The sequence below is a fragment of the Sphingopyxis sp. PAMC25046 genome, assembly GCF_004795895.1.
GTDB lineage: Bacteria > Pseudomonadota > Alphaproteobacteria > Sphingomonadales > Sphingomonadaceae > Sphingopyxis.
In genome coordinates this window covers 4128327-4153342 of sequence record NZ_CP039250.1, presented here as the reverse complement: position 1 = coordinate 4153342, position 25016 = coordinate 4128327, and the positions used below count along the sequence as shown (strand labels likewise).

The window sequence follows — 25016 nt, the reverse complement described above, 5'->3', positions numbered from 1 at the left end:
CGAAAAGGGATCAGTCGCCGCCCTCGTCCTCGCGTCGCTTCGCCGCATCGACCTGCGCGTAAAGCCCGCGCACCATCAAGTCTGTGAATACCAGCATCACCCCGACCATGCCGAGGAACAGCGCCACCGCGACAATGGGCAGCGGACCGAGCATCGCGACACCCTCCTTCTTCGCGATCGCCGCAAGCAGCGCGGCTGCGGCCATGAAGGCATAGCCGATCAGGCGCGGAATCCGGCTCATGCGCGCGACCGGGCGCGCCCAAGGGAACCAATAGCGCTGCGGGGGAATATGAAAGCGGCGAAGGAGCATCGTGACATGAAAGCCACATGCGGCGAAATGCGTCCCTCCGCAAGACGAAGCCGTTGCAAAGGCGCGTCGTTTACTTACACCCCCGTAAAGAGGGGTATAGACAAAGAAAATATAGGCGGATGTTTATGCCCGATTTGACCGTGTTGTTCCGCTTGGCCCGCCCGGCCCGATCGCTCCCTCTGCTTGCAGTCTTTACCCTCGCCGGTTTGGCCGCGCCCGCCGCCGCCGAGGGTGCCGCGCTTCCCTACGACCTGCCGGCCAGCGCTGACACGACGCTCGCCACCGGCGAGGACGAACAGGCGGCCGCCCATTTTCAGAATACCGAGATCGACGAGAATATCCTGCTGCCCCCCGCGCGGCCGCAGGACGACGATCCCGAACGCACATGGTCGCGCGACTATTTCGCGGTCGCCGTCGGGGTGCTCAACACCCCCAAATATAACGGGTCGGACGACCGACGGACGCTGCCCGCCTTCTATTTTCGCGGACGGATCAGCGGCTATTCCTTCTCGACGCGCGGGACCAATTTCCAGGTTGACCTGATCCGCCAACGGCGCGGACAAAAGACCGATTTCAAATTCGGCCCGACGATCAGTCTGCGCGGCGATCGCACCGGCAAGATCGACGATCCGCAGGTCGCAGCGCTCGGCAAGCGCAAGGTCGCGGTCGAAATGGGGCTGTTCGCCGGGGTCAGCCACACCGGCGTCATCACCAGCGCCTATGACCAGATCAGCTTTCGCATGTCGGCCTCAAAGGATATTTCGGGCCGCCACGGTAGCTGGACCGCCTCGCCGACGATCGATTATGGCACGCCGCTGTCGAAACGCGCCTATATCGGCGTCTCCGCGTCGGTTAATTTCTACGGCAAGGGCTTTGGCCGCTATTATTATGACATCGATGCCGAAGACAGCGCCGCGAGCGGGCTGCCCGTCTATGACGGCGCGGGGCGCAAGGCGACCGCGGGCAAATATACGCTGGGGATCGCCGGCGCCTATGCGCTGTCGGGCGATCTTCGAAAGGGATTCACGCTGATCGGCGGCGCGCAATATGGCCGCATCGCTTCGCGCTTCGCCAAATCGCCGATCGTGTCGGAGGTCGGCAGCGCCGACCAGTGGCTCTTCGGTGGGGGGCTTGCGTATCAATTCTGAAAGGCTATCGGCCGGCTTCGGACATCATTCCCCCGCGACGTGAGGGCGCCTCCGGGCTTATGTCGAAACCAGTACCGTCTTCTTCTCGGCCGTCCGCTTCGCGGGCTTCGGCCGCCTGAACCAGAAGGTCCACACCGCAAGGCTGCCGAGCAGCGTCAGCGACACGCCCGAGATCGTCAGGATGATGCGCCACGTCCAGCCGCCGACCTTCGAGGCGTGGATGGGGAAGGCCTTGTTGAACGCCTGCGCGCCGCTCGGCAGTGCGAGCGCGTCGCGCGCGCCGAGCACCTCGCCCGTCGCGGCGTCGAAAGCTAGCGTCGTGCGCCCGTTGGGCAGCCATTCGGCGGGCTGCTTCATGCGCAGGCCGATCGGGTCGCCTGCCTTGCGCGGCAGGCTGAGGATCCGGAATTCGGCATCGGGAAAGCGCCGCCGCGCTTCGGTCAGCATCGCCGTGTAGTCGGGCTTTTCCGTGAGCGGGCCGCTTTCATATTTCGGCGGCTCCATGGCCTTCGCGGCCTCGGCGGGTGAGCCGAAGGGCGCGATCACCGCCATCGCGAACGGGCGGAAAATCATCATCGTTCCGGTGACGATCGAGATAAGCAGCAGCGGCGCGACGATAATGCCGAGGTCGCGGTGGTGCATAACGATCGCAGGGCGACTCATCCGCCTGGGCCAGAGGCGGAGCTGGAAGGTCCGCCGCGTGCGCCACCACAGGATGACGCCGCTAATCACGAAGAACAGCCCGGCGAGCCCCGCGATGCCGATCACCCATTCGCCATTGTCGCCAGCGAAGAGATGGTGGTGGAAATCGAAGATCCAGAGCTCGGGCCGCTCCCACTGACTCGCCCAGCGCGCGGCGATCTCGCCCGACTGGCTCGCATAGGCGCCCGCGCCTTCCTCGAAGCGCAATTGATGCAGTCCAAACCGATCGTCGGCGTAGATGATGCCCTGCGCGCCGGGCATCGCCATCAGCTTTTCGGTGGTCGCGGCGACCGCCGCGAGGTCGCCACGCAGCGGATCGCCCGTCCCCGGCACACCGACCCACAGATGCTCGTAAAGCAGGATCGTGCCCGACAGGCCGAGCAGCGCGAGCACGAGGCCGATCAGACCTCCCGTCCAGCGGTGCAGCGTGTCGAGCAGTTTCATCATCAGAAGCGGTAATCCCAGCCGAGCGTGAAGGTGCGTCCGCGTCCGGCAAAGTTGAAGAAATTGTCGGTCGGCCGCTGGGTGTCGCTCGCGTAGCTGATATATTGCTTGTCGAACAGATTCTGCACCGCGAGGCTCACGCCGCCGAGGCTCGTCTGATAGCGGATGAAGGCGTCGGTCAGATTGTAGCCCCCGAAGTCGTTGCGCGGGTCGCGCCCGGGCCCGCGGAAGGTGCGCGCGAGGTAGAATTGCGTCTGCACCCGCGCCGAGACGGGGCCGCTGGCATAGGCCGCGGCGAGGTTGAGCCGGTCGGGCGAGATGTTTGCACCGTCGAGGTCGGTATCGACGACGCCGTCCCCGTCATCGTCGAACCGGCCGTTCAGATGCGCATAACCCGCCGACAGCGTCAGCCCGTCGATCGGCATCCTGACCGCGAGGTTGATTTCGAGCCCTTCGATCTCCACGCGCTGGCGCTGCACGTCGAAAATGCCGTCGGGCCGCGCGATGAGCAGCTGCCCCTTCTTGCTCGACGACCAGAAATAGGTTGCGCTGGCATCGAGCGGGCCGCGCTTCACCTCGACCCCCAGTTCGCGATTGTTCGAGACGATGGGCGAGATATCGAGGAAATTGTCGATGTCGGTGCCCGCCGTGCGAACCGCGCGCGTGATGCGGCCGACGTCGGGGACGGTATACCCCTCGGCATAGCTCGCATAGGCGCGGATGCCGGGGACGGGCTCGACGATCACGCCGCCGTTGAGCAACACATCGTCGAATGTAGGGCTGCCGCCGGCGACGGCAACGCCGCCAAAGGTGGATTCGTCGGTGCCGTTGAACGTGGTCGACGCGAGCGTGCGATAATCGTCGATCGTGATCTTCACATTTTCATAGCGAACGCCGCCTGCGAGACGGACAAGGCCGCCCGCAAGCTTGAGGTTCGCCTGGCCGAAGGGCGCAAGGCTGCGGAAATCGGTCGGCGGCACCCAGGCGCGGTCGGTCGCGATCAGCCTTTGCTCGGTCGAATCCCACAGCGCGTCGAAACCCGCGATCAGCGTCAGCGCATCGAGCCCCGGCACCGCGCGCTCATAGCTCAGCTTCCCGCCATATTTGCGGCTGCGGTTCTGCGACTGGTCGAACAAGGTGCCGCGCGGCGCGATCGCCGGATCCTGGAAGGTCGCGATCGGATTGGGTTCGCCGCCGAAGGTGTCGCGGCTGCGGTTCCAGAAAATCTGGCTGATGAAATTCCCGCCGCCAAGGTCGGTGTCGGTGAGCGACAGCGCGACGCTTTCGGTGCGCCCCGTCGCGGGCACGCCCGGCGGGATGCCCGGTTCCGCACTCGTCGGCACGCCGCCGGGCTTGTTGCCCGCGACCGCGGCATAATCGCCGTCACCCTCAAGCTCGAAGCGGCTCGCGGTCAGGTCGAGCCGCATCGTGTCGGTCACCGCATAGCCGAAGCGGCCGAACAGCGAGAGCGTTTCAGAATCTTGCGTTTCGCCCTGCGTCAGGTTGATCCCGACGGGCCGGCCCTCGCCGTCGAAAAAGACGCCGCGCCGTTCCCAGGCGGCGCCGACCGACGCGTCGAATCGCCCCGCCTTATACTGGACGAGGCCGGCGACCTTGCCGCCCATGCCTTCGTCGGAGAAGTCGTTATCGGCGGTTGCCTGGAGCAATGCGCGGCCCGACACGCCCTCTTCGGCCGGTGCACCGACCGTCACCTGGTTGACGATGCCGCCGGTGCCGCCGATTCCCTGCAATGCGTTCGACCCGAAGATCAGCTCGACCCGGTCGACGAAGAAGCCGTCGATCGTAAAACCGTCGCGGCTGCCGTCGCGCAGCGGAGTCGACTGGGGGATGCCGTTGATCGCATAGAGCGGCGAGCGGCCGCGCAGCGTCTCGCCCGCGCCCGAAAGTTTCTGCCGCGTCGGCGAGAAGCTGGGAGTCAGCGTCGCGACCGCATCGGTCACCGAACCCGAGATCGCGATCTGCTGGTCGAGCGCGTCCTTGTCGATCACCTCGATCGTCAGCGGCAGCGCGTTCGGCGGCAGGATCGTGCGCGCGGCGGTGACGACGATCGCGTCTTCGCTCCCGGCCGTATCGGCGGGCGCGGTGTCCTGCGCGAAGGCGGTCGAGGAAAGCGCCGTGCAGGCAAGCGCGGCGAGAGCGAATTTGCGATTCATCATGAACTCCTGTTTCGGAGCGCGCGCTAGTGCGACACATTCGCAAAAGCAAGGAGTTTGTGAGGCGGTGGTGCGATGCGGAGTGAAAGCGGACGCCGTCACCCAACCCGTTCGCATCGAGCGAAGCCGAGATGCCAATCGGGGAGGCGCCACCTTGACGGATGTCTCGACTTCGCTCGACACGAGCGGCAAAGGGAGGTCTGGAAACCACCCCGCCCCACATGATCACCCCGCAAGGGGTGACGCGGCGCATCAAACCCCGCTATCACCCGGCTCATGCGGGAAAAGGAACTGCGCTTCGCCCTGATTTGCTACGGCGGCATCAGCCTTGCCGTTTACATGCACGGGATCACCAAGGAGATCTGGCGGCTCGCCGCCGCCTCGCGCGCTTTTCATGAGGATGCGCCGCCTTCCGGCGCGTGCGGCGTCTATCACGACCTGCTGGCGCAGATCGCTGAAAAGAGCGGGGTCAAGCTCCGCGTTCTCGCCGACATCGTCGCCGGAGCGAGCGCGGGCGGGATCAACGGCATCTTCCTGGCGCGCGCGCTGGCGACGGGCCAGTCGCTCGATCCGCTCACCGGGCTGTGGCTCGATGGCGCCGACGTCGACCGGCTGCTCGATCCCGACGCGCGCGCGCTGTCGGCAGCGACGAAATTCTGGGCGGTGCCGATCGCGGGCTGGGCGATGAAACGGCGCGGCAACGTCATCGACCGCACCGTGGGGGAAGCCGCGCAGGACGAGGTTCGCGCCAAGCTGTCGCGTTTCGTGCGCGCGCGTTGGTTCGAACCGCCTTTCGGGGGCGCGACCTTCTCGAACCTGCTGCTCGACGCGTTCGACGCGATGGAAACGGGACCCAAGGGGCCGCCGCTCGTCCCCGCCGGGCAGCCCATCGACCTCTTTGTGTCGGTGACCGATTTTGCCGGATACAGCGCGCCGCTGTCGCTCAACAGCCCGCCGCGCGTCACCGAGCAGGAGCATCGGCTGATCATGCGGTTCCGCGAGGACCGCCGCACCGGAAAGCGCATCGACGATGTGCCGGGCCTCACCGCCGCGGCGCGCGCGACGGCGAGCTTTCCGGGCGCCTTTCCGCCCTTCACGCTCCGCGAGCTCGACCGGGTGCTCGAAAAGCGACGGATCGACTGGCCGGGACGCGACGCCTTCATCGCTCGGCAGCTTCCGGCGAGCGGCGAGGTCGATCCCGCCGACCGCGTGCTCATCGACGGCTCGGTGCTCGCCAACGCGCCCTTTCGTCCCGCGATCGCCGCGCTCAAGCAGCGGCCGGCGCGGCGCGAGATCGACCGCCGCTTCGTCTATATCGACCCCAAGCCCGATTATCGCTCGATCAGCTTCGGCAAGCCAGGCGAGGCGACCGAAGGCGAGGCGCCCAAGCTGCCGGGTTTCCTCTCTACGATCCTCGGCGCGCTGTCGGAGATTCCGCGCGAACAGCCGATCCGCGACAATGTCGAGGCGATCGAGGGCATGTCGCGGCGGATCCGCCGTATGCAGCGCATCGTCGACGCGATGAAGGTCGAGGTCGAGGAACAGGTCGCGGCGCTGTTCGGCACGACCTTCTTCCTCGACACGCCCACCCCGGCGCGGCTGCAGAAGTGGCGCGCGAAGGCACAGGGTCAGGCGGCGGCGCGCGCGGGCTTCGCCTTTTCGCCTTATGGCCATCTCAAATTATCGGCGGTGGTCGAGGAACTGGTGACGCTGGTCGACCGGCTCGCCCCGGCGGAGGGCGACATCCATCGCCGCAACCGGCGCGGCGCGATTTGGGACGAGGTCCGCGCGCGCGGGCTCGACCGCATTTCGGGCAAGCGCGGGTCGGGCGCGAGCGACGATGCGGTCACTTTCTTCCGCAGCCATGATCTCGGCTTTCGCGTGCGGCGTTTGCGATTCCTCGCGCGCGAACTCGATCGCGTGGTCGAGGCGAAGCGCGATACGCGCGATCCGGCGTGCGACGCGATGCGCGACGCGATCTATACCGCGCTCGGCCTCTATCTCGAACGCGAGGGCGACAATTGGTTCGCGGACATCGATATCGCCGCCGAAGCCGGTCCAGGGGCGTGGATCGACGCGATCGGCGAACGGCGCGACCTGATCGGCGCCGATGCCGAAGCCGACGCGCTGATGGCCGAGGCGCTGGCGCTCTTGCCCAAGGATGACCGGCGGACGCTGCTCCTCGCCTATCTCGGTTATCCTTTTTACGACATCGCGACCTTGCCGCTGCTGCAAGGGGAGGGGTTCGACGAGTTCGACCCGATCAAGATCGACCGCATCTCGCCGTCGGACGCGACCGCGATCCGCACTGGCGGCGCGGCGGCGATGCTCAAGGGGGTCGAATTCAACAGCTTCGGCGCCTTCTTCAGCCGCGCCTACCGCGAGAACGACTATCTGTGGGGGCGGCTCCACGGCGCCGACCGGCTGATCGACATCGTCGCCAGCAGCGTGACCGGCGACGGTGCGCTGACGGCGGACGAGCTGAAGGCGCTCAAGCGCCGCGCGTTCCATGCCATCCTCGACGAGGAGGAAGAACGGCTGCCGAAGGTGAAGGCGCTGATCGCGGAGCTGAGGGGTGAGATCGGGTGACTCAATTCGTCATTCCCGCGAAAGCGGGAACCCAGCTTGAGCAAACTGCTGTGGCAACTGGGTTCCCGCTTTCGCGGGAATGACGAAGATGGGGTGGAGGCGGCGAACCTAATCCGTCAGATCGTCCCACATTTCCTTGATGCGGCCGAAAAAGCCCTGGCTTGCGGGGCATTCCTCGCCGGTCTCGGTCTCGCGGAACTCGCACAGCAATTCCTTCTGACGCGCGGTGAGGCGGGTCGGCGTCTCGACGTCGATCTGGACGACGAGGTCGCCGTGGCCGCGGCCGTTTAATACCGGCATGCCCGCGCCGCGCTGGCGGAGCTGCTTGCCCGACTGGATACCCGCGGGAATATTGATGTCGTGCTTCTTGCCGTCGAGGCCGGGAATGGTGATTTCGCCGCCGAGCGCGGCGGTCGTGAAGCTGATCGGCGCGCGCGTGAACAGCGTGGTGCCCTCGCGCTCGAAAACCTTGTGCCGCGCCATGTGGAGGAAGATGTAGAGGTCGCCCGGCGCCGCGCCGCGCGCGCCGCTCTCGCCCTCGCCCGACAGGCGGATGCGCGTGCCCTCGTCGACCCCCGCGGGAATGTTGACGGTCAGCGTCTTGCGCCGGTCGACGCGGCCTTCACCGTGGCATGAATTGCAGGGGTCGGCGATGACCTCGCCCGCGCCTTGGCAGGTCGGGCAGGTGCGCTCGACCATGAAAAAGCCCTGCTGCGCGCGCACCTTGCCGTGGCCGGCGCAGGTCGTGCAGCGGTTGGTCGACGTGCCGGGCTTCGCGCCCGATCCGTCGCACGTCTCGCAGCGCGCGGCGACGTCGACCTGAATCTCGCGCGTGATGCCCGAGAAAGCGTCTTCGAGCCGGATTTCCATGTCATAGCGCAGGTCGGCACCGCGCGCGGGGCCGCGCTGCTGACGTCCGCCGCCGAAGGCCGATCCGAAGATCGATTCGAAAATATCGCCGATATCGCCGAAATCGGCGCCATTGCCGCCGCCGAAACCGCCCGCGCCGCCGTTGACCCCGGCCTTGCCGAAACGGTCGTAGGCGGCGCGTTTCTGCGGATCTTTCAGGCAGTCATAGGCTTCGCTGATCGCCTTGAAGCGCGCTTCGCTGTCGCCGCAGCCCGGATTCTTGTCGGGGTGATATTTCATCGCGAGCTTGCGGTAGCTCGCCTTCAGCGCCGCATCGTCGGCGGTGCGCTCGACTTCCAGCAGTTCGTAATAATCGACGTCGAGTGACATAGCTCAAAAGGCCCCCTCAACTCCGCCGCACCCGGGGGGTACGGCGGAGAGAGTTTCATTCTTACTTCTTGTCGTCTTCGACTTCGGAGAATTCGGCGTCGACGACATCTTCGTCACTCTTCGCCGCGCCGGCATCGTCGTCGGCGCCGGGGGACGCGGCCGACTGCTGCTCCTTCTCGTAGATCGCCTGGCCGAGCTTCATCGCGACCTGTGCGAGCGCGCCGGCCTTTTCGGTCATCGCGGCGGCATCGCCGCCCTCGATCGCCGTCTTGGTTTCGGCGATCGCGGCCTCGATCTCGGACTTGAGGCCCGCGTCGACCTTGTCGCCATGCTCGGCGATCTGGCGTTCGGTCGAGTGCACGAGGCTTTCGGCGTTGTTCTTCGCTTCGGCCGCCTCGCGGCGCGTCTTGTCCTCTTCGGCGAACTGCTCGGCGTCCTTGACCATCTGGTCGATGTCGGCGTCCGAAAGGCCGCCCGAGGCCTGGATCTTGATCTGCTGTTCCTTGCCGGTGCCCTTGTCCTTGGCGTGGACCGACACGATGCCGTTGGCGTCGATGTCGAAGGTCACCTCGATCTGCGGCACGCCGCGCGGGGCGGGCGGGATGCCGACCAGGTCGAACTGGCCGAGCAGCTTGTTGTCCTGCGCCATTTCGCGCTCGCCCTGGAACACGCGGATCGTCACCGCCGACTGATTGTCGTCAGCCGTCGAATAAACCTGCGACTTCTTCGTCGGGATCGTCGTGTTGCGGTCGATCATTTTGGTCATGATGCCGCCGAGCGTCTCGATGCCCAGCGAGAGCGGTGTGACGTCGAGCAGCAGCACGTCCTTGACGTCGCCCTGCAGCACGCCCGCCTGGATCGCGGCGCCGATCGCGACGACCTCATCGGGGTTCACGCCGGTGTGCGGTTCCTTGCCGAAGAAATCCTTCACGACTTCGCGCACGCGCGGCATGCGCGTCATGCCGCCGACGAGCACGACTTCGTCGATTTCGCTCGCCGAAACGCCGGCGTCCTTGATCGCCTTCTTGCAGGGTTCGAGAGTGCGCTTGACCAGCTCTTCGACCAGCTTTTCGAGGTCGGCGCGGCTGATCGTCTTCACAAGGTGCTTCGGCCCGTTGGCGTCGGCGGTGATGAAGGGCAGGTTGACTTCGGTCGTCGCGGCGGTCGACAGCTCGATCTTCGCCTTTTCGGCGGCTTCCTTCAGCCGTTGCAGCGCGAGCTTGTCGCCGCGCAGGTCGATGCCTTCGTCCTTCTTGAAGCCGTCGGCAAGATATTCGACGATCTTGCTGTCGAAATCCTCGCCGCCGAGGAAGGTGTCGCCGTTGGTCGACTTCACCTCGAACACGCCGTCGCCCACCTCGAGGATCGAGATGTCGAAGGTGCCGCCGCCAAGGTCATAGACGGCGATCGTCTTGTTCTCGGTCTTGTCGAGGCCATAGGCGAGCGCGGCCGCGGTCGGCTCGTTGATGATGCGCAGCACTTCGAGGCCCGCGATCTTGCCGGCGTCCTTGGTCGCCTGACGCTGCGCGTCGTTGAAATAAGCGGGGACGGTGATCACCGCCTGCTCGACCTTTTCGCCGAGATAGGCTTCGGCGGTTTCCTTCATCTTCTGAAGGATGAACGCGCTGATCTGCGACGGCGAATAATCCTCGCCGCCCGCCTTGACCCACGCGTCGCCATTGGCGCCCTTGACGATCGAATAGGGGACGAGCTCCATATCCTTCTTGGTCATCGGATCGTCGAAGCGGCGGCCGATCAGGCGCTTCACCGCAAAAATGGTGTTTTCGGGGTTGGTGACGGCCTGGCGCTTCGCCGGCTGGCCGATCAGGCGCTCGCCATCCTTCGCAAAGGCGACGATCGACGGGGTCGTGCGCGTGCCTTCGACATTTTCGATAACCTTGGGTTTTCCGCCTTCCATCACCGCGACACAGCTGTTCGTGGTGCCGAGGTCGATCCCGATCACTTTGGCCATTGATAATACGTCCTTGTTGCTTCTTCCGGCGCCCTGAAAAGGCACGCCGTCCATGGGTTACATGGGCGCGATATAGGTGCGCTAATCCTTGGCACAAGGGCTTTGACGGCTTATCGAGGGTGCGAATTGTCGCGCTTTTACGGAGTCCTCCCAAAATGAAACCCTTCGCACTTGCCGCTCTTGCCGCCACCGCGCTCAGCCTGACCGGCTGCGGCGAAAATCTGGGTGCGGGGCAGCCGCTCAATGTGGTCAGCGGCCATATCGTGATGGGGGCGACGCCCGACAGGCCCGCGGTCGGTTATTTCCGCGTCGAGGGCGGGCCGGTGCCGGTCGAACTGGTCGCGGTGACCAGCGACCTCGCGCAGCGCGTCGAGATGCACGAGAGCGTGCGCGAGAACAATGTGATGACGATGAAGCCGCTGCTCCGCGCGCCGGTTCCCGCGAAGGGCGAGCTGGTGTTCAAGCAGGGCGGAAAGCATCTGATGATCTGGGGCATCAACGGCGCCGCGGTGCGCGCGGGCAAGCTGCCGATGGCGTTCGTCTTCACCAACAACAATAACGAACGCATCCTCTTCGACATGGTGATCAAGCCCGCCGAAGGTGGCACCGACGCGGCCGATCATGGCGCGATGGACCATGGTTCGATGGAGAAGGGTGCCGATACGGCCGCCCCCGACGCCGCGAAGAAATAAGCATCGGTGCCGCGTCCGTCGCGACCGCTGACGACCGGCGAGATCGCGCTCGCGCGGACGGTGTTCGGCGACGCTATCGCTTATGACCGCGTCCGGGTGAACCACCATAAATGGATCTTCTTCCAGCCGCGCCATATCGTGATGGCGCCGATGGGCAGCCTGCACTTCAATCCGCACGGCGACCTCTATTGCGACGATTTCAGCGCGGCATCGCAGCGGCTCAAGGGGCTGTTCATCCATGAAATGACGCACGTGTGGCAGGCGCAGACGCGCGGCCGCTGGTATCTGGTGCTGATGCGCCACCCCTTCGCGACCTATAGCTACAGCCTCAAACCCGGCTGGCTCCTCGAACGCTACGGGCTCGAACAGCAGGCCGAGATCGTGCGCCATTATTGGCTGCTGACACAGGGGGCGATCATCGGCGGTGCGCCGGGGGTCGAGGCCTATCGCGCGATCCTTCCCGCTTCATGGCGCGCGGCGTGATGGCCCGCGAGAAATAGCGGCTAGCCAGACGGGCCGCGTTCGTCCTATGTTCCGCTCATGGATGGAAGCTCGCTCGTCGTCGCCCTTGTTGCCCTCGCCATCGGCGCGCTGATCGGCTGGCTCGTCGCCGGCCGCCAATCTGGCGCGCTCAAGGCCGAGCGCGACGGGCTTTCGGAACGCTTCAGGAGCGCGGTGACCGACCTCGCGGCCGAGGCTGAGGCGCGCAAGGCGGCCGATATCCAGCTCGCCGCGCTCCTCAGCGAACAGAAAGCGCGCGATGCGGCGCATGAAGCGCAGATCGCGCAGCTCAGGGACGCGCAGGCCGCGCTCACCGCACAATTCCGCGAGGTCGGGCAGGTGATGCTCGATGGCGCGCAAAAGGCGTTCCTCGAACGTGCGGAGCAGCGCTTCAAGCAGAGCGAAGAGACAGCGGGGCAAAAGCTTTCGGCGCTGCTCAATCCCGTCCACGAGCGATTGCAAAAATATGAGGAAGCCGTGGGCAAGGTAGAGGCAGAACGCCAGAATGCCTTCGGCCTGCTCCATGGCCAGATCGCCGCGATGCGCGAGGGCACCGAACGCGTGTCGAGCGAGGCGGCGAAGCTCGTCAACGCGCTGCGCAATGCGCCCAAGGCGCGCGGGCGCTGGGGCGAGCAGCAGCTCCGTAATGTGCTCGAAAGCTGCGGGCTTTCCGAACATGCCGATTTTCAGACCGAGGTCAGCGTGACCGACGGCGACGGCGGACGGTTGCGCCCCGACGTCGTCGTCAAGGTGCCCGGTGGGCAAAGCCTCGTCATCGATGCGAAAGTGTCGCTCAACGCCTATCAGGATGCGTTCGGCGCGGTCGACGAGGGCGAGAAGGCCACGCATCTCGCCACGCATGCCGCGGCGATGCGCGCGCACGTCAACGCGCTCGGCGCCAAAAGCTACTGGAACCAGTTCGACGACACGCCCGACTTCGTCGTGATGTTCGTCCCCGGCGAACATTTCCTCGCCGCCGCGCTCGATCAGGACCACGAGCTTTGGGACTATGCGTTCGAGCGCAAGGTGCTGCTCGCGACCCCGACCAACCTCATTGCGATCGCGCGCACCGTCGCGGCGGTGTGGCGGCAGGAAAAGCTGGCGGGCCAGGCACGCGAGATCGCGGCGCTCGGCAAGGAGCTTTATGCGCGCATGTCGGTGATGGGTTCGCACATCGCGCGCGTCGGCAAGAATCTCGATCAGGCGACGGGCGCGTACAACGCCTTTGTCGGTAGCTTCGAAAGCCAAGTGTTGACGCAGGCGAAACGGTTCGAGGCGCTCGACGTCGAGACCGGCGGCAGGGAGATTCCAACGCTGCCCGTCGCCGAGCAGGCGGCGCGTCCGCTCGCGAAGCTGGCCCCGGCGCCTGCGGCGGTCAACGACGGCGAATGAGATCGTCGCCCCCGCGAAGGCGGGGGCCGCTGGCAGCCTTGCGCTACGCCGACAACGGCCCCCGCCTTCGCGGGGGCGACGTCCGGATTTTAGATCGCCCGCTTCAGCACCGCCGTCTGCCCGTCGCTCCCCGTCAGGATCAACGTCCCGTCGGTCGGAAAGCTCAGGCTCACCGGGCCGCGCATCAGCGCGAAAAAGGCGCCTTCCTGCGTCATTCCCGCCCCGGGACACGCCATCTTGGTTGCCATCAGCGGTTCGGCGGTCAGCGTGCGGTCGGCGAGCGAATAGCCGCCCGAAAACCGGTTGCAGCCCGCGCTGCCGCTCAGCCGGTCGGCTTCGAAGGCGAGCGTGGTCGGCCGATCGGCCGCGACGGGAACGCCGCCGATCGACACGAAGGTCCAGTTGGTTCCCGCAAGCTCGGTCGGCGGCAAGATCCCGCCGCCGCAGCCCTTCACGGTCTTGCCGTCGGCGACCACGGTCACCGTGTCGCGGTAGCGGCGATCACTCATCCCGTCGCTGCATTCGCCGCGCGCAACTTCGACTTTCAGCCGATCGGTCACATAATGTTCGCCGTTCGCCACCGCGCGCGCACCGGGGTTCGGCACCATGATCTTGGTCTCGCCATAATCGCCGTCGTAATTGAGCCGCGACGGCGTGATCTCGAGCGTCCAGCCGGGCTCGGTGCCGATCGCCATATATACGGCGGGCGGTTCGCCGGGGCCGCGCGGCATGTCGCCGGCGGGCGCGCAGGCGGCGAGGGCGGCAAAGGCGGGCAGGGCAATCAGGAGCGGAGTGCGGATCATCGAACGGACCTTTCCTCATCGTCATCCCGCCCCTTCGACAAGCTCAGGGGATCCGGGATCCATTCGGCGTTTGCTTATCGGCCGAAGGAAGAATGGATGCTGAATCAAGTTCAGCATGACGAAGGTTACAGAAAACTCCGACGGAAAACTATCGCCGCCGCTGGTTCAGCACCTCATACGCCATCACCGCGGTCGCAACCGCGGCGTTGAGGCTGTCGGCCTTGCCCAGCATCGGCATCTTGACGCGCACGTCCGCGGCGGCGGCATAGGCGGGCGGCAGTCCCTGCGATTCATTGCCGGTGAGGATGAAGGTCGGCGCGGCATAGCGCACCGCCTGATAATCCTCGGTATCGCCGCCGAGCCAGGTTGCGACGAGCTGGCCGGGGCCCTGACGCAGCCAGGGGAGAAATTCCTCCCAGCGCGCGACCACCAGCTTCTGCGTGAAGATCGCCCCCATGCTCGCGCGCACCGCTTCGACCGCATAGGGGTCGGTGCTGTCGCCCAAGAGGATCAGTCCGCCCGCGCCGACCGCGTCGCCGGTGCGCAGCATCGTGCCGAGGTTGCCCGGATCGCGAAGGCGTTCGGCGACGAGCCAGATCGGCGCCGCGTTGCGGTCGAGATCGGCGAGCGTCGTGTGAGGTTCGGCATAGATGCCGACGACCGTCTGCGGATTGTCCTTGCCCGACAGCTTCGACAGGATCGCCGGCGTCGTGTCGACCACCTCGCCGCCCGCCGCTATCGTATCGGCCGCGAGCGCCTTCGCGAGCGGATGCGCGTCGCTTTCGGGGCCGAGGAACAGCCATTGCGGCAGGACACCCGCCTCGCGCGCCTCGGTCGCGATGCGCAGCCCCTCGGCGAGGAACAGCCCTTCGGCGCGGCGGTGGCGCTTCTCGCGCAGCAGGCGCATCCGCTTGACCAGCGGGTTCGACAGGCTTTCAATAAGGGAACGGCGGGCCGACATGTTTCACTCTTTCGTCGCCCCCACGGAGGCGGGGGCCGCTGGACGTTCGCGCGGCGAAGCAGGTGCCAGGCCGACAGCGGCCCCCGCCTCCGCGGGGGCGACGGGCTATCCTTCGCCGCCCACCTCAATCTTCGCCGAAGCTGTCCTTGACCAGCCCGACCAGCTTGAGCAGCGCCGCGTCGGCGCCGTCGCCCTTCGTATGGATGGTGATCGAATCGCCCTTGGCGGCGCCGAGCATCATCAGGCCCATGATCGAGGTGCCGTTGACGCGGCTGCCGCCCTTTTCGACCTCGACCGACACGCTTTCGGGCAAGCGGCTGACGAAGGTCACGAATTTGGCGCTGGCGCGCGCGTGCAACCCGCGCTGATTGGTGATTTCGACCGTCTCGCTATTTTCGTTCAAGGGCCTACTCCCAGCATCTCCGATGCGACCGAAATATATTTCTGGCCCGCTTCTTTCGCCGCGATCACCGCGGCGCGGAGTTCCATCGTCTTGCGCGCGCTTTCGAGGCGGATCAGCATCGGCAGGTTGACGCCGGCGATCACTTCGGTGCGCCCCGCTTCGAGCAGGCTGATCGCGAGGTTCGACGGCGTGCCGCCGAACAGGTCGGTGAGCATCACGACGCCGCGGCCTTCGTCTACCTTGCGAATCGCATCGGCGATTTCCTTGCGGCGCATTTCCATATTGTCGTTGGGGCCGATGCACACCGTCGCGATGGCCCTTTGGGGACCGACGACATGCTCCATCGCGCGCACCATTTCTTCGGCGAGGCGGCCGTGGGTGACGAGCACCATTCCCAGAAGCGGCAGAGCCTTATCGTTCGCCATGCAGTCGTCGACCCTTATATGTTGCCGCCGGATGCGGGAGACGCGGGCGGGGGCCTGCCCTCAAGCCCATCTTGCGGGGCGGAGTCAAGATTGCGGTGGGTCAGCACTGGCTCATATCCGGACTCGCGCAGCGTTTGGGTCACACGGTTCGCGACATGGACCGATCGGTGCCGCCCGCCGGTACAGCCAAAGGCAATGGTGACATAGCTTTTGCCTTCGGCGCGGTAGCGCGGCAGCAATGTCAGGATCAGCCGCTCGATCTGCGACACGCTATCCTCATAAGCCGGATCGGCGATGACATAGGCGGCGACATCGGCGTCGAGCCCGGTGCCGGGCTTGAGCTTCGGGTCCCAGTGCGGATTGCGCAGATAGCGCATGTCGAACACCAGGTCGGCGTTGCGCGGAAGGCCGCGCGCGAAGCCAAAGCTAAGGATGTTGAGCACCGGCTCACCATCGCCCGCCTCGCCGAACCGCTGACGGATTTCCTGCTGCAGATCGTTGCTGGAATAATTGGTCGTGTCGACGACATTCTCGGCCCAGCGGCGCAGCGGCTCCATCATTTCGCGCTCGCGCGCGATGCCGTCGGCGGCGGGGCGGTCCTCGGCCATCGGGTGGCGCCGCCGCGTTTCGGAAAAGCGGCGTTCGAGCTCGGCGCCCGCGCAGTCGAGGAACAAAGTCTGGATGTCGCGGCGGCCGCTCTCGCGCAATTCCTTGATCCGCCGAACGAGCAGCGCCGGCCGGAAGCCGCGACTCCGGCTGTCGATGCCGATCGCGAGTGGGCGTCCTGCCTCGCCGGGCTTGACGGGGGCGTCGATCAGCGTTTCGAGCAGCGCGAGCGGGAGGTTGTCGACGACCTCCCAGCCCAGATCCTCGAGCACCTTGAGCACGGTCGACTTGCCCGCGCCCGACAGGCCGGTGACGAGCAGCAGCCGCGATTCGGCGTCCCGGCTCATGCCGCGGGCGCCAGCTGTTCGAGCGCGAGCAGAATCTTGATCGGCGCCGACGCCTCGAACGCCGACAAGAGCAGCGCGGGAAGCGGATGGCCCGCGACCGTCTCCACCTGACCCACCGCGGGCATGCGGTCGTAACGGTCGGACAGCCGCACCGCGAGCGCGAGCGGCACCGGCGCCGTCCACGGCCGTTCGATGATCCCGATCCCGCGCACCTCGAGCTTGCCGGCCAGCGTTTCGGGCGGGCGGCACCACAGGCGGCCGCGCTCGAACCAGATGTCGCAGCGATCGTCGGCGACCAGCTTGGCGCCGCGATCGATCAGCCGCAGCGCGAGGTCCGACTTGCCCTGCCCCGAATTGCCGAGAATCAGGACGCCGCCATTGCCCGCCGCGACGCAGCTTGCATGGATGTTGACGATTTCGGTTCTGGTCCGGCTAGGAAGCATAGCGCAAGGCTTACCGGCGCCGAAGCGGGGCCGCAAGGCGATAGGATGAAGGTCGCCCCAGCGAAGGCGGCCGCCGCTGGAGAGGCCGCGCCGAGCTGACGCCTGTCCTCGTTTTCGCGGGGGGGCGATCTAAAGCACCGTGCGCTTAATATGAACCGTTCGCCCCGAGCTTGTCGAAGGGCCGTTCTTTCGTTGCGACGTAGAAAGAAGGACGGTGCTTCGACACGCTCGGCACAAACGGGTGGGGAAGCTGCAGATTAAACCGCTCGACGATCTAGGTGGCAGCGTCCGATCCCTCGCGCGCCGGCAGGGTGATCAGCAGGCTGGCGCCCGGATTGCCGTCGTCGCGATCCCTCGCGCTGATCGTCCCGCTGTGGCCTTCGACGATCGTCCGCGCGATCGCGAGGCCGAGCCCGCTGTGGCGACCGAACGCCTCGCCCGCGGGCCGCTCGCTGTGAAAGCGGCGGAAAATCGCGTCGCGCTGCGCCGGCTCGATCCCGGGACCGTCGTCGTCAACCTTCACATGCACCTCGTCGCCGAGGCGGGTCGCCGAAATGCAAACGAGGCCAGAGGGCGGCGAAAAACTGATCGCATTGTCGATGACATTGTCGATCGCGCGCTCGAGCCGGTGGCCGTCGCCCATCACCACGGTCGTGCCCTTGCGCGGGCGCGCGAAGGCGACGCGTGGGTGCGGCGTACCCGCCTCGACGCGCGCGGCGCGCGCGGCGAGCATCGATTCGATCATGATGCCGACGTCGACGGGCTCGAACAGCGTGCGCGACAGCTGGGCGTCGACGCGGCTCGCCTCGCTGATGTCGCTCACCAGCCGGTCGAGCCGGCGGACATCCTCGTCGGCGATGCGGAGCAATTGCGCGCGTTGTTCGTCGCTCTTGACGCGGCCCAGCCCCTCGATCGCCGAGCGGACCGAGGCGATCGGATTCTTGAGTTCGTGCGTCACATCGGCGGCGAAATGCTCGCCCGCATCGATGCGCTCTCGAAGGGCTTGCGTCATGTCCGAAAGTGCGCGCGCGAGCGTGCCGATCTCGTCGCGGCGGCTTGGCAGGCGCGGCACGACGACTTCGCGCGCGCGGCCGAGGCGGACGCGGACGGCGGCGCGCGCGAGGCGGCGCAAGGGGCGGACGATCGTGCGCGCGAGGAAGAGCGAGAGCAGCACCGATGCCATCAGCACGACGAGGATGACCACCGCGAGGCGGAAGCGTTCGGCGCGCACCGTCCGCGTGATGTCGCGCGCATTGAGCGTCATCAGCACCGTTTGCGGCGCTTCGAGATCGACGACGCGCGCGGCGCTCAAGAGCGGCGTGCGCTCGGGCGCATAGCGGAAGCGGCTCGCCGCGAGGCCGCTTTGCTGCGCCTCGACGACCTCGGGCCAGGATTGCGCCCGGTCGACGCGCGGTTCCTCGAAATCGGGATAGCTCGGCGCGCCGACGATCCAGTCGATGCCGCGATCCATCGCGCGCGCGGCGTCGCGTTTCCATGGCTGGAGCTCGGGATCGCGCAGCGTATAGGTCGGCGGCCCGCTCGCGAAGCTGTCGGAGACGCGCTTCCCGTCGGCGCTATAGAAGCGCAGCCGCGATTCGGTGGCCCTGGTGAATTCGCTGATCAGGCTGGCGCGCTGGTCGGGCCGCGCGGCTTCGAGCGCGCTGTCGAGCATCGCGAGCTGGTCCTTCATCACTTCGATGCGCGTGTCGACCAGCCGGCTGCGATAGGTATCGAGATAATAGAAGCCACCCGCAAGCAGCGCGACGGCGAGGATGTTGACCGCGAGGATGCGCGTGGTCAGCGACCAGCGCGCCGACCAGACGAGCGGCGATTCCTCTTGCTCGGCGATACTCGCGTCGGCTGTCAGCCGGTCGGGTTTCCGGGCGTCAGCTTTCATCGGCAAAGCGATATCCCGCGCCATAGAGGGTTGCGATCGCATCGAACTCGGGATCGACCTCGCGGAACTTGCGGCGCAGGCGCTTGATGTGGCTGTCGATCGTGCGGTCGTCGATATAAACGTCGTCCTGATAGGCGGCGTCCATCAGCTGGTTGCGGCTGCGCACGACGCCGGGGCGGCTCGCGAGCGTTTCGAGAATCAGGAATTCGGTGACGGTCAACGTCACATCCTTGCCGTCCCAGGCAACCTTGTGCCGCGCCGGGTCCATGCTCAGCCGCCCGCGCGTGATCGGCTCGGCGACGGGCTCGTCGTCCTCGCTCGGCGCGCTCCGGTTGAGCTCGACGCGGCGCAGGATGGCGCGGATGCGCGCGATCACCAAGCGCTGGGAAAAAGGCTTGGCGATATAGTCGTCGGCGCCCATCGCGAGGCCCAGTGCTTCGTCGATCTCGTCGTCCTTGCTGGTCAGGAAGATGACCGGCAGCTGGCTCTTCTCGCGCAGCCGGCGCAGCAGCTCGAGCCCGTCCATCCGCGGCATCTTGATGTCGAAAACGGCCAGATCTGGCGGATTGTCGATCAACGGCTTCAGCGCCGCCTCACCGTCCGAATAGACGCGCGTGACGAATCCTTCGGCTTGCAGCGCGATCGACAGCGATTGCAGGATATTGCGGTCGTCGTCGACCAGCGCGATGGTTGCCGTCATGCTCTTTCCATTGGGCGGGCTCCAGGGGAGCGATTAGCCTATCCGGCGTTCAGCGACAACCGCGCGCGCATGGCACCGGTTCCCTTGGTCCTGCGCTCGTCGCACATGCTGCACTGCGCCACGTTAATCTTTTGACCTCGGCCCCCGCCGTCGCTAACGCGGCCGGGATTTCGGAATCGGCGGACACGTCGGCACCCATGTACATGCGGGCCAGCCCATTAGCGCGCTAAGCATTGCATAGGTATGCAAAGACGCTGTCCGGCAAGGAAAGGCGAAGCAAATGACCAAGATTGTGATCGGCAGCGAAAGCGTCGAGACAACGGCGGAGGTGGCCGAAAACTGGGGCACGTCGGCGCTGATCGAGGATGCGGTGCGTCACGATGAAGGCCTGCTCGCCAAGGACGGGCCGCTCGTCGTCCAGACGGGCAAGCACACGGGCCGCAGCGCCAAGGACAAGTTCATCGTCCAGGACGATGAAACGCAGGGCACCATCTGGTGGGGCAAGACCAACGTGCCGATGACCCCCGATCACTTCGCGGCGCTGAAGGCCGATTTCCTTGCGCACCTTGCCGAACGTCCGCGCCTCTATCGCCAGCAATTGTTCGGCGGCTCGCAGCCCGAGCATCGCGTCGCGGTGCAGGTCGTCACCGAATTCGCGTGGCACAGCCAGTTCATCCGCACCCTGCTCTGCCGTCCCACCGCAGCCGAGCTCGCGGATTTCGCGGCCGAATATACGATCATCGACCTGCCGAGCTTCCGTGCCGACCCGGCGAAGCATGGCACGCGCAGCGAAACGGTGATCGCGGTCAATTTCACCGAAAAGCTGATCCTGATCGGCGGAACGCAATATGCCGGCGAGATGAAGAAGTCGGTGTTCGGCATCCTGAACTATCTGCTCCCCGTAAAGGGCGTGATGCCAATGCACTGTTCGGCGAACATCGGCGCGAACGGCGATACGGCGGTCTTCTTCGGCCTTTCGGGCACGGGCAAGACGACATTGTCGGCCGATGCCTCGCGCACGCTGATCGGCGACGACGAGCATGGCTGGTCGGATACCGCGGTCTTCAACTTCGAGGGCGGCTGCTATGCCAAGATGATCCGCCTCTCGCCCGAGGCCGAGCCCGAGATTTTCGCGACGACCAAACGCTTCGGGACGATTCTCGAAAATGTCGTGATGGACCCGGAAACGCGCGAACTCGATTTCGACGATGCGAGCCTCGCCGAAAACAGCCGCGGCTCCTATCCGATCGATTTCATTCCGAACACGTCGGAAAAGAATATGGGGCCGGTGCCGCAGACGGTGATCATGCTGACCGCCGATGCCTATGGCGTGCTGCCCCCGATCGCGAAGCTCACTCCCGATCAGGCGATGTATCACTTCCTTTCGGGCTATACCGCGCGCGTTGCGGGGACCGAGATCGGCGTGACCGAGCCCGAGGCGACCTTCTCGACCTGCTTCGGCGCGCCCTTCATGCCGCGGCATCCGTCGGTTTACGGCAATCTGCTGAAAGAACGCATCGCCAAGGGCGGCGTTCAGTGCTGGCTCGTCAACACCGGCTGGACCGGCGGCATGGCGACGATGGACGGCATCAAGCGCATGCCGATCAAGGCAACCCGCGCGCTGCTCAACGCCGCACTCGACGGCAGCCTCAATGACGCCGAATTCCGCAAGGACCCGAACTTCGGTTTCATGGTGCCCATCGCGGTACCGGGCGTCGATTCGTCGCTGCTCGACCCGCGCGAAGCCTGGGCCGACAAGGCGGCCTATGACCGCACCGCGCAAACGCTGGTCGGCCAGTTCATCGACAATTTCGCGCAATTTGCGGAGCATGTCGACGAAGGCGTCCGCCAGGCCGCACCGCGGGCCGCCGTCGCAGCCTGATTGACCCGGAAACTTCCGGGTGCTCATTCACCCGGAAGGACCGGACCAATGACCACCCAATATTCCCCGCGCCTGTTCGAGCGCGACGAAGAGATACGCGCGATCGGGGAAGGCTTGCTCGCCTGTGCCCTGCCGCGCGAGGCGTGGACTCACGAGGCGCATCTCGGCGCTTGCCTCTGGCTGCTCAGCGAACGTCCCGACATCGACGTCGATGTCGAGATCGCCGGCCTCATCCGCCGCTTCAACGAGAGCGTCGGCGGGGTGAACGACGATCATGGCGGCTATCACGACAGCATTACGCGTGCCTATGTCGCGGGGGTCAGGCTATTCCTGCGCGAGACGGCCGAGACGGGGCTCGCGGCGCGCGTCAACGCGCTGCTGCTGTCCGACGTCGGGCGCCGCGACTGGCCGCTGCGCTTCTACAGCCGCGAGCTGCTGTTTTCCGTGCCCGCGCGGCGCGCCTTCGTTGAACCCGACCTTGTGCCGCTGCCCGGCTAGAGCGCGATTCCCGGCGTCCAGCCGCTCGCCGCGAGGAACGCCGCGGGGTCCTGCATCTCGACGATCGCCTTGATCGCCGCCGCCTTGTCGGGCGTGCGGTCGTAATAGGCTTTGGCGACACGATAACCGACCCAGTAACCCAGGTCGCCGGGCCAGCCATCGGCGCCCTTCTGATTGTATAGCCAGCGCGAACCGATCGCCTTCTGGTCCTTTTCGGCGAGGAAGATCGTCTCGAGCTCCTTCTCGCGCCCCTTCGCCCACTGGTGAAGCAGCGGATAGGCGACCGATCCCGTCATCCGCTCGGCGACGAATTCGGCCGCGCCTTCGACCAGCGCTGCGCGCAGCACCGATTCTTCGCGGTCCTCGACCTGCGCCAGCGGCTGCTGCACATGGATATATTCATGCGCGATGACGTGCACGAAGCGGTCCTCGTCGTCGGCTTCGATGAATTTGGCGGCGCACAGCGCTTCGAGGCCGATGTAGAGCCCCTTCGCATTGGCGGTCCCCGCGGTCGTCGCGCGGCCGATCGCGATGGTGATCGGCGGAAATTTCGCGGCGGGATAGATTTGCGCGAGGCGGTCGGTTGCGGCGACAAGGCGCGTGCGCACCGCGGGAAGATTCGCCGCGCAGCCGCGTGCGTCGGCAAAGACCTGCGGCTTCTTGCCCAGCGCGGCGGCAAGCTTTTCGGGCGTGATCCGGCGCATCACCATGAATTCCGCGAGCCCCGGCGAAGGGGTGGCAAGATAGCGCGCCGCCACCACCTCGGGCTGCGCCGCGAGCGCGGGGTCGTCATAGAGCGCGTAAAAGCGATCGACGTCGCTCGTCGCGATGGTGACGCGCCCCACGCCGGGCGCGTCCGCCGCTTCATGCGCGTGAGCGGGAATCGCGGCGAGCAACACGGCGCCGAACAGCCCCCGCATCATGGGACGGAACCTCATGCCTTCGCCCCCTTCACATATTCATCGACATTCTTCGCGAGCACGTCGAGCGGAACGTTGCCGCCCTTGACCACAACGTCGTTGAAATCGCGGAGGTCGTACTTCGCGCCCAGCGCCTTCTGCGCGAGGCCGCGCTGGCGCACGATTTCGCTGTGCCCCACCTTGTATCCGCACGCTTGCCCGGCCCAGCTGCAATAGCGGTCGACCTCGCTCGCGACCTCAAGCGGGTTAGAGCCATTCTCCTTAACGAAGAAATCGACTCCCTGCTGGCGCGTCCAGCGCTTGGCGTGGAGGCCGGTGTCGACGACGAGGCGGCAGGCGCGGAAGGCGAGCGACTGGAGATAGCCCAAGCGCCCGACCTCGAAATCGTCGTAGAGGCCAAGCTCGTCGGCGAGCTGCTCGGCATAGAGTGCCCAGCCTTCGCTATAGGCGTTGAACGCCAGCATCGTGCGGATCAGCGGCATCGAATGCGCATATTCGCCCTGCCAGGCATGGCCCGGGATCGCCTCGTGCATCGTCAGATCGGGCAGCGAATATTTGCTGTGCAGCTCGGTCGTGCGCAAATTGATCCAGAAGCGTCCCGGAATGCTGCCGTCGATCGACCCCGCGCCGCCATAGGCCGCGGGCGCGCCGGGTTCCTCGGCGAGCGGCAGCCGCTTCACCTCGACATTGCCCTTCACGAGGGTGCGGAAGGCGCGCGGCAGTTCGGCGCGGATCTTGCCGAGCCAGGTCTGGATATAGGCGACGATCTCGGCGCGGCCCCGATCATTGTCGGGGAATTTATATTTGGGATCCTTGGCGAGCGCGTTCATCCGGTCGCCGACCGAGCCCTGCGTATAGCCGAGCTTCTTCAGGATCGGGTCCATCCGGCCGTGGAGTTCGGCGAGTTCTTCGCGGCCCATCGCGTGGATTTCGTCGGGGGTCATGCGCGTCGTCGTCGAGGCGCGGAGGCCCCACGCATACCATTCGTCGCCGCCGGGGCGCGCCCACATGCCGGCGTCCATCGTCGCCTTCGGCCGCTGCGCCTTCAGCTCGGCGAGCTGGCGTTCGAGCGCCGCGGCGACCGGACCCTGCACGATCTTTGCCGAGCGCGCGTTCCAGTCGCCGGCGATCTTCGCGTCGCCGGTGCGCCGTACGAGGCTTTCGACCATCGACCCGCCCGCCTTCGCGTCGGCGACCGTCGCCTCCATCTGCTTCACCGCCTTGTCGATCAGGAAGGCGGGGGCGACCAGCCCCAGCCCGCCCGCCGCCTTCAGCCGCTCGGTTTCGCCGTCGAGCACGCCCGGAAAGGCATTGAGGCGCGCGAGATAGGCTTCGGCATCGGCCGAGCTTTTCACCGGATGATCGCTGTCGAGGAATTTCGGAATGTCGAGATAGGCGCCGACATTCTGGATCACGACATAGGGCGTGTTGCGCCACCCGCCGACCGCAACGTCGCCATAGGGGAGGGCGAAGCCCGCGAGCGCGACGTCGTAGGCGCTTTCGACCACCGCCAGGCTGGTGCGCGCCTGATGGTCGAGCCCGCCCTTGTCAAAGGCGCGGACGCGCGCGACGTCGGTCTTCAGCGTGTCGGCGAGCGCCTGCACGCCCGCCGCCGAACGGTCGCCGAGCTGCCCGCGCATCGCCGCGCGCGCGCCGGTGTCGATGCCGAGCGAGGTCGCGCCCTCGGGCGATTTCGCGAGCAGATTGTCGGCGACTGAGTCGAGCAGTTGCTGCGCATCGCTCCCGGGCGCGTCCTGCAGCGCCGCGGCGGGACCGGCGATGGCGAGTCCGGCGGAGCCCGCGCCAAGCGCGGCTAGCGTGTGGCGGCGGCTGACGGGGGTGGAAAGCGGATGTTGCACTGGCGGCTCCCTGCGACTTGTTTCTGTTGAAACCTGTCTAGGCGGGCGGGCGCGCGGGTCAACGAAAAGGGGCCGGGAAAGCCTCTGCCTTCCCGACCCCCGTCGAAAA

Annotated in this window: 22 protein-coding genes; 7 read left to right on the top strand and 15 right to left on the bottom strand. The window is 66.2% G+C overall.

Annotated features, from left to right (window positions below):
• Window positions 1-10 precede the first annotated feature (10 nt).
• Window positions 11-241, bottom strand: a complete 231-nt coding sequence (locus E5675_RS19550) for a hypothetical protein (protein ID WP_136175965.1) — start codon at window positions 239-241, stop codon at window positions 11-13.
• A gap of 194 nt (window positions 242-435) precedes the next feature.
• Here E5675_RS19550 and E5675_RS19545 point away from each other — a divergent pair, with 194 nt between their 5' ends.
• Complete coding sequence (locus E5675_RS19545) at window positions 436-1458, top strand: MipA/OmpV family protein (protein ID WP_168707938.1); 1023 nt, start codon at window positions 436-438, stop codon at window positions 1456-1458.
• A 57-nt stretch (window positions 1459-1515) separates the two neighbouring features.
• Here the strand turns inward: E5675_RS19545 and E5675_RS19540 are convergent, their stop codons facing one another.
• Both E5675_RS19540 and E5675_RS19535 read right to left on the bottom strand, forming a co-directional pair.
• Window positions 1516-2604: a PepSY-associated TM helix domain-containing protein gene (locus E5675_RS19540; protein ID WP_136176590.1), complete on the bottom strand. Its 1089-nt coding sequence runs from the start codon at window positions 2602-2604 to the stop codon at window positions 1516-1518.
• Between the two features lie 2 nt (window positions 2605-2606).
• The gene (locus tag E5675_RS19535) at window positions 2607-4778 is read right to left on the bottom strand and encodes a TonB-dependent receptor (RefSeq protein ID WP_136176589.1); all 2172 of its coding nucleotides are present in this window, start codon (window positions 4776-4778) and stop codon (window positions 2607-2609) included.
• A 276-nt stretch (window positions 4779-5054) separates the two neighbouring features.
• Here E5675_RS19535 and E5675_RS19530 point away from each other — a divergent pair, with 276 nt between their 5' ends.
• Window positions 5055-7367: a patatin-like protein gene (locus E5675_RS19530; RefSeq protein ID WP_136175963.1), complete on the top strand. Its 2313-nt coding sequence runs from the start codon at window positions 5055-5057 to the stop codon at window positions 7365-7367.
• 108 nt (window positions 7368-7475) lie between these two features.
• Here the strand turns inward: E5675_RS19530 and dnaJ are convergent, their stop codons facing one another.
• Both dnaJ and dnaK read right to left on the bottom strand, forming a co-directional pair.
• Window positions 7476-8606: a molecular chaperone DnaJ gene (gene dnaJ, locus E5675_RS19525; protein ID WP_136175962.1), complete on the bottom strand. Its 1131-nt coding sequence runs from the start codon at window positions 8604-8606 to the stop codon at window positions 7476-7478.
• A gap of 61 nt (window positions 8607-8667) precedes the next feature.
• Window positions 8668-10578 carry a molecular chaperone DnaK gene (gene dnaK / locus E5675_RS19520; RefSeq protein ID WP_136175961.1) on the bottom strand — a complete coding sequence of 637 codons (1911 nt, stop codon included), beginning with the start codon at window positions 10576-10578 and terminating at the stop codon, window positions 8668-8670.
• A gap of 155 nt (window positions 10579-10733) precedes the next feature.
• Here dnaK and E5675_RS19515 point away from each other — a divergent pair, with 155 nt between their 5' ends.
• Genes E5675_RS19515 through E5675_RS19505 form a run of 3 tightly spaced genes read left to right on the top strand, consistent with a single transcriptional unit; the run spans window position 10734 to window position 13163 of the window.
• Entirely contained in the window at window positions 10734-11270 is a 537-nt protein-coding gene (locus E5675_RS19515) for a copper chaperone PCu(A)C (protein WP_136175960.1), read from the top strand.
• Window positions 11271-11276: 6 nt separating this feature from the next.
• On the top strand, window positions 11277-11753 hold the full coding sequence (locus tag E5675_RS19510; protein ID WP_136175959.1) for a vgr related protein: 477 nt from the start codon (window positions 11277-11279) through the stop codon (window positions 11751-11753).
• Window positions 11754-11810: 57 nt separating this feature from the next.
• On the top strand, window positions 11811-13163 hold the full coding sequence (locus E5675_RS19505; protein WP_136175958.1) for a DNA recombination protein RmuC: 1353 nt from the start codon (window positions 11811-11813) through the stop codon (window positions 13161-13163).
• An 89-nt stretch (window positions 13164-13252) separates the two neighbouring features.
• On the opposite strand, the gene E5675_RS19500 is transcribed toward E5675_RS19505, so the two are convergent.
• From E5675_RS19500 to E5675_RS19460, 8 genes are all read right to left on the bottom strand, one after another.
• Complete coding sequence (locus tag E5675_RS19500; protein WP_136175957.1) at window positions 13253-13966, bottom strand: META domain-containing protein; 714 nt, start codon at window positions 13964-13966, stop codon at window positions 13253-13255.
• Between the two features lie 148 nt (window positions 13967-14114).
• Window positions 14115-14927, bottom strand: a complete 813-nt coding sequence (locus E5675_RS19495; RefSeq protein WP_136175956.1) for an RNA methyltransferase — start codon at window positions 14925-14927, stop codon at window positions 14115-14117.
• Between the two features lie 124 nt (window positions 14928-15051).
• On the bottom strand, window positions 15052-15330 hold the full coding sequence (locus tag E5675_RS19485) for an HPr family phosphocarrier protein (protein WP_037555414.1): 279 nt from the start codon (window positions 15328-15330) through the stop codon (window positions 15052-15054).
• A complete protein-coding gene (locus E5675_RS19480; protein ID WP_136175955.1) occupies window positions 15327-15755 on the bottom strand; it encodes a PTS sugar transporter subunit IIA in 429 nt (142 codons plus the stop codon). Before E5675_RS19480 ends, E5675_RS19485 begins: the two co-directional genes overlap by 4 nt.
• Window positions 15756-15769: 14 nt before the next feature.
• Window positions 15770-16708 carry an RNase adapter RapZ gene (gene rapZ, locus E5675_RS19475; RefSeq protein ID WP_136175954.1) on the bottom strand — a complete coding sequence of 313 codons (939 nt, stop codon included), beginning with the start codon at window positions 16706-16708 and terminating at the stop codon, window positions 15770-15772.
• A complete protein-coding gene (locus tag E5675_RS19470; protein ID WP_136175953.1) occupies window positions 16705-17151 on the bottom strand; it encodes an HPr kinase/phosphatase C-terminal domain-containing protein in 447 nt (148 codons plus the stop codon). Before E5675_RS19470 ends, rapZ begins: the two co-directional genes overlap by 4 nt.
• A 274-nt stretch (window positions 17152-17425) precedes the next feature.
• Entirely contained in the window at window positions 17426-19048 is a 1623-nt protein-coding gene (locus tag E5675_RS19465) for a stimulus-sensing domain-containing protein (RefSeq protein ID WP_136175952.1), read from the bottom strand.
• Window positions 19038-19748 carry a response regulator transcription factor gene (locus E5675_RS19460; protein ID WP_037554897.1) on the bottom strand — a complete coding sequence of 237 codons (711 nt, stop codon included), beginning with the start codon at window positions 19746-19748 and terminating at the stop codon, window positions 19038-19040. Before E5675_RS19460 ends, E5675_RS19465 begins: the two co-directional genes overlap by 11 nt.
• Before the next feature lie 280 nt (window positions 19749-20028).
• Here E5675_RS19460 and E5675_RS19455 point away from each other — a divergent pair, with 280 nt between their 5' ends.
• Window positions 20029-21630: a phosphoenolpyruvate carboxykinase gene (locus E5675_RS19455; protein ID WP_136175951.1), complete on the top strand. Its 1602-nt coding sequence runs from the start codon at window positions 20029-20031 to the stop codon at window positions 21628-21630.
• Window positions 21631-21678: 48 nt separating this feature from the next.
• Window positions 21679-22128, top strand: a complete 450-nt coding sequence (locus E5675_RS19450; protein WP_136175950.1) for a hypothetical protein — start codon at window positions 21679-21681, stop codon at window positions 22126-22128.
• Here E5675_RS19450 and E5675_RS19445 read toward each other — a convergent pair.
• Window positions 22125-23066: a DUF2268 domain-containing putative Zn-dependent protease gene (locus E5675_RS19445; RefSeq protein WP_136175949.1), complete on the bottom strand. Its 942-nt coding sequence runs from the start codon at window positions 23064-23066 to the stop codon at window positions 22125-22127. The genes E5675_RS19450 and E5675_RS19445 overlap by 4 nt on opposite strands.
• Window positions 23063-24907, bottom strand: coding sequence for a DUF885 domain-containing protein (locus E5675_RS19440; protein ID WP_136175948.1), 1845 nt, complete (start codon window positions 24905-24907; stop codon window positions 23063-23065). Before E5675_RS19440 ends, E5675_RS19445 begins: the two co-directional genes overlap by 4 nt.
• Between the last annotated feature and the right edge of the window lie 109 nt (window positions 24908-25016).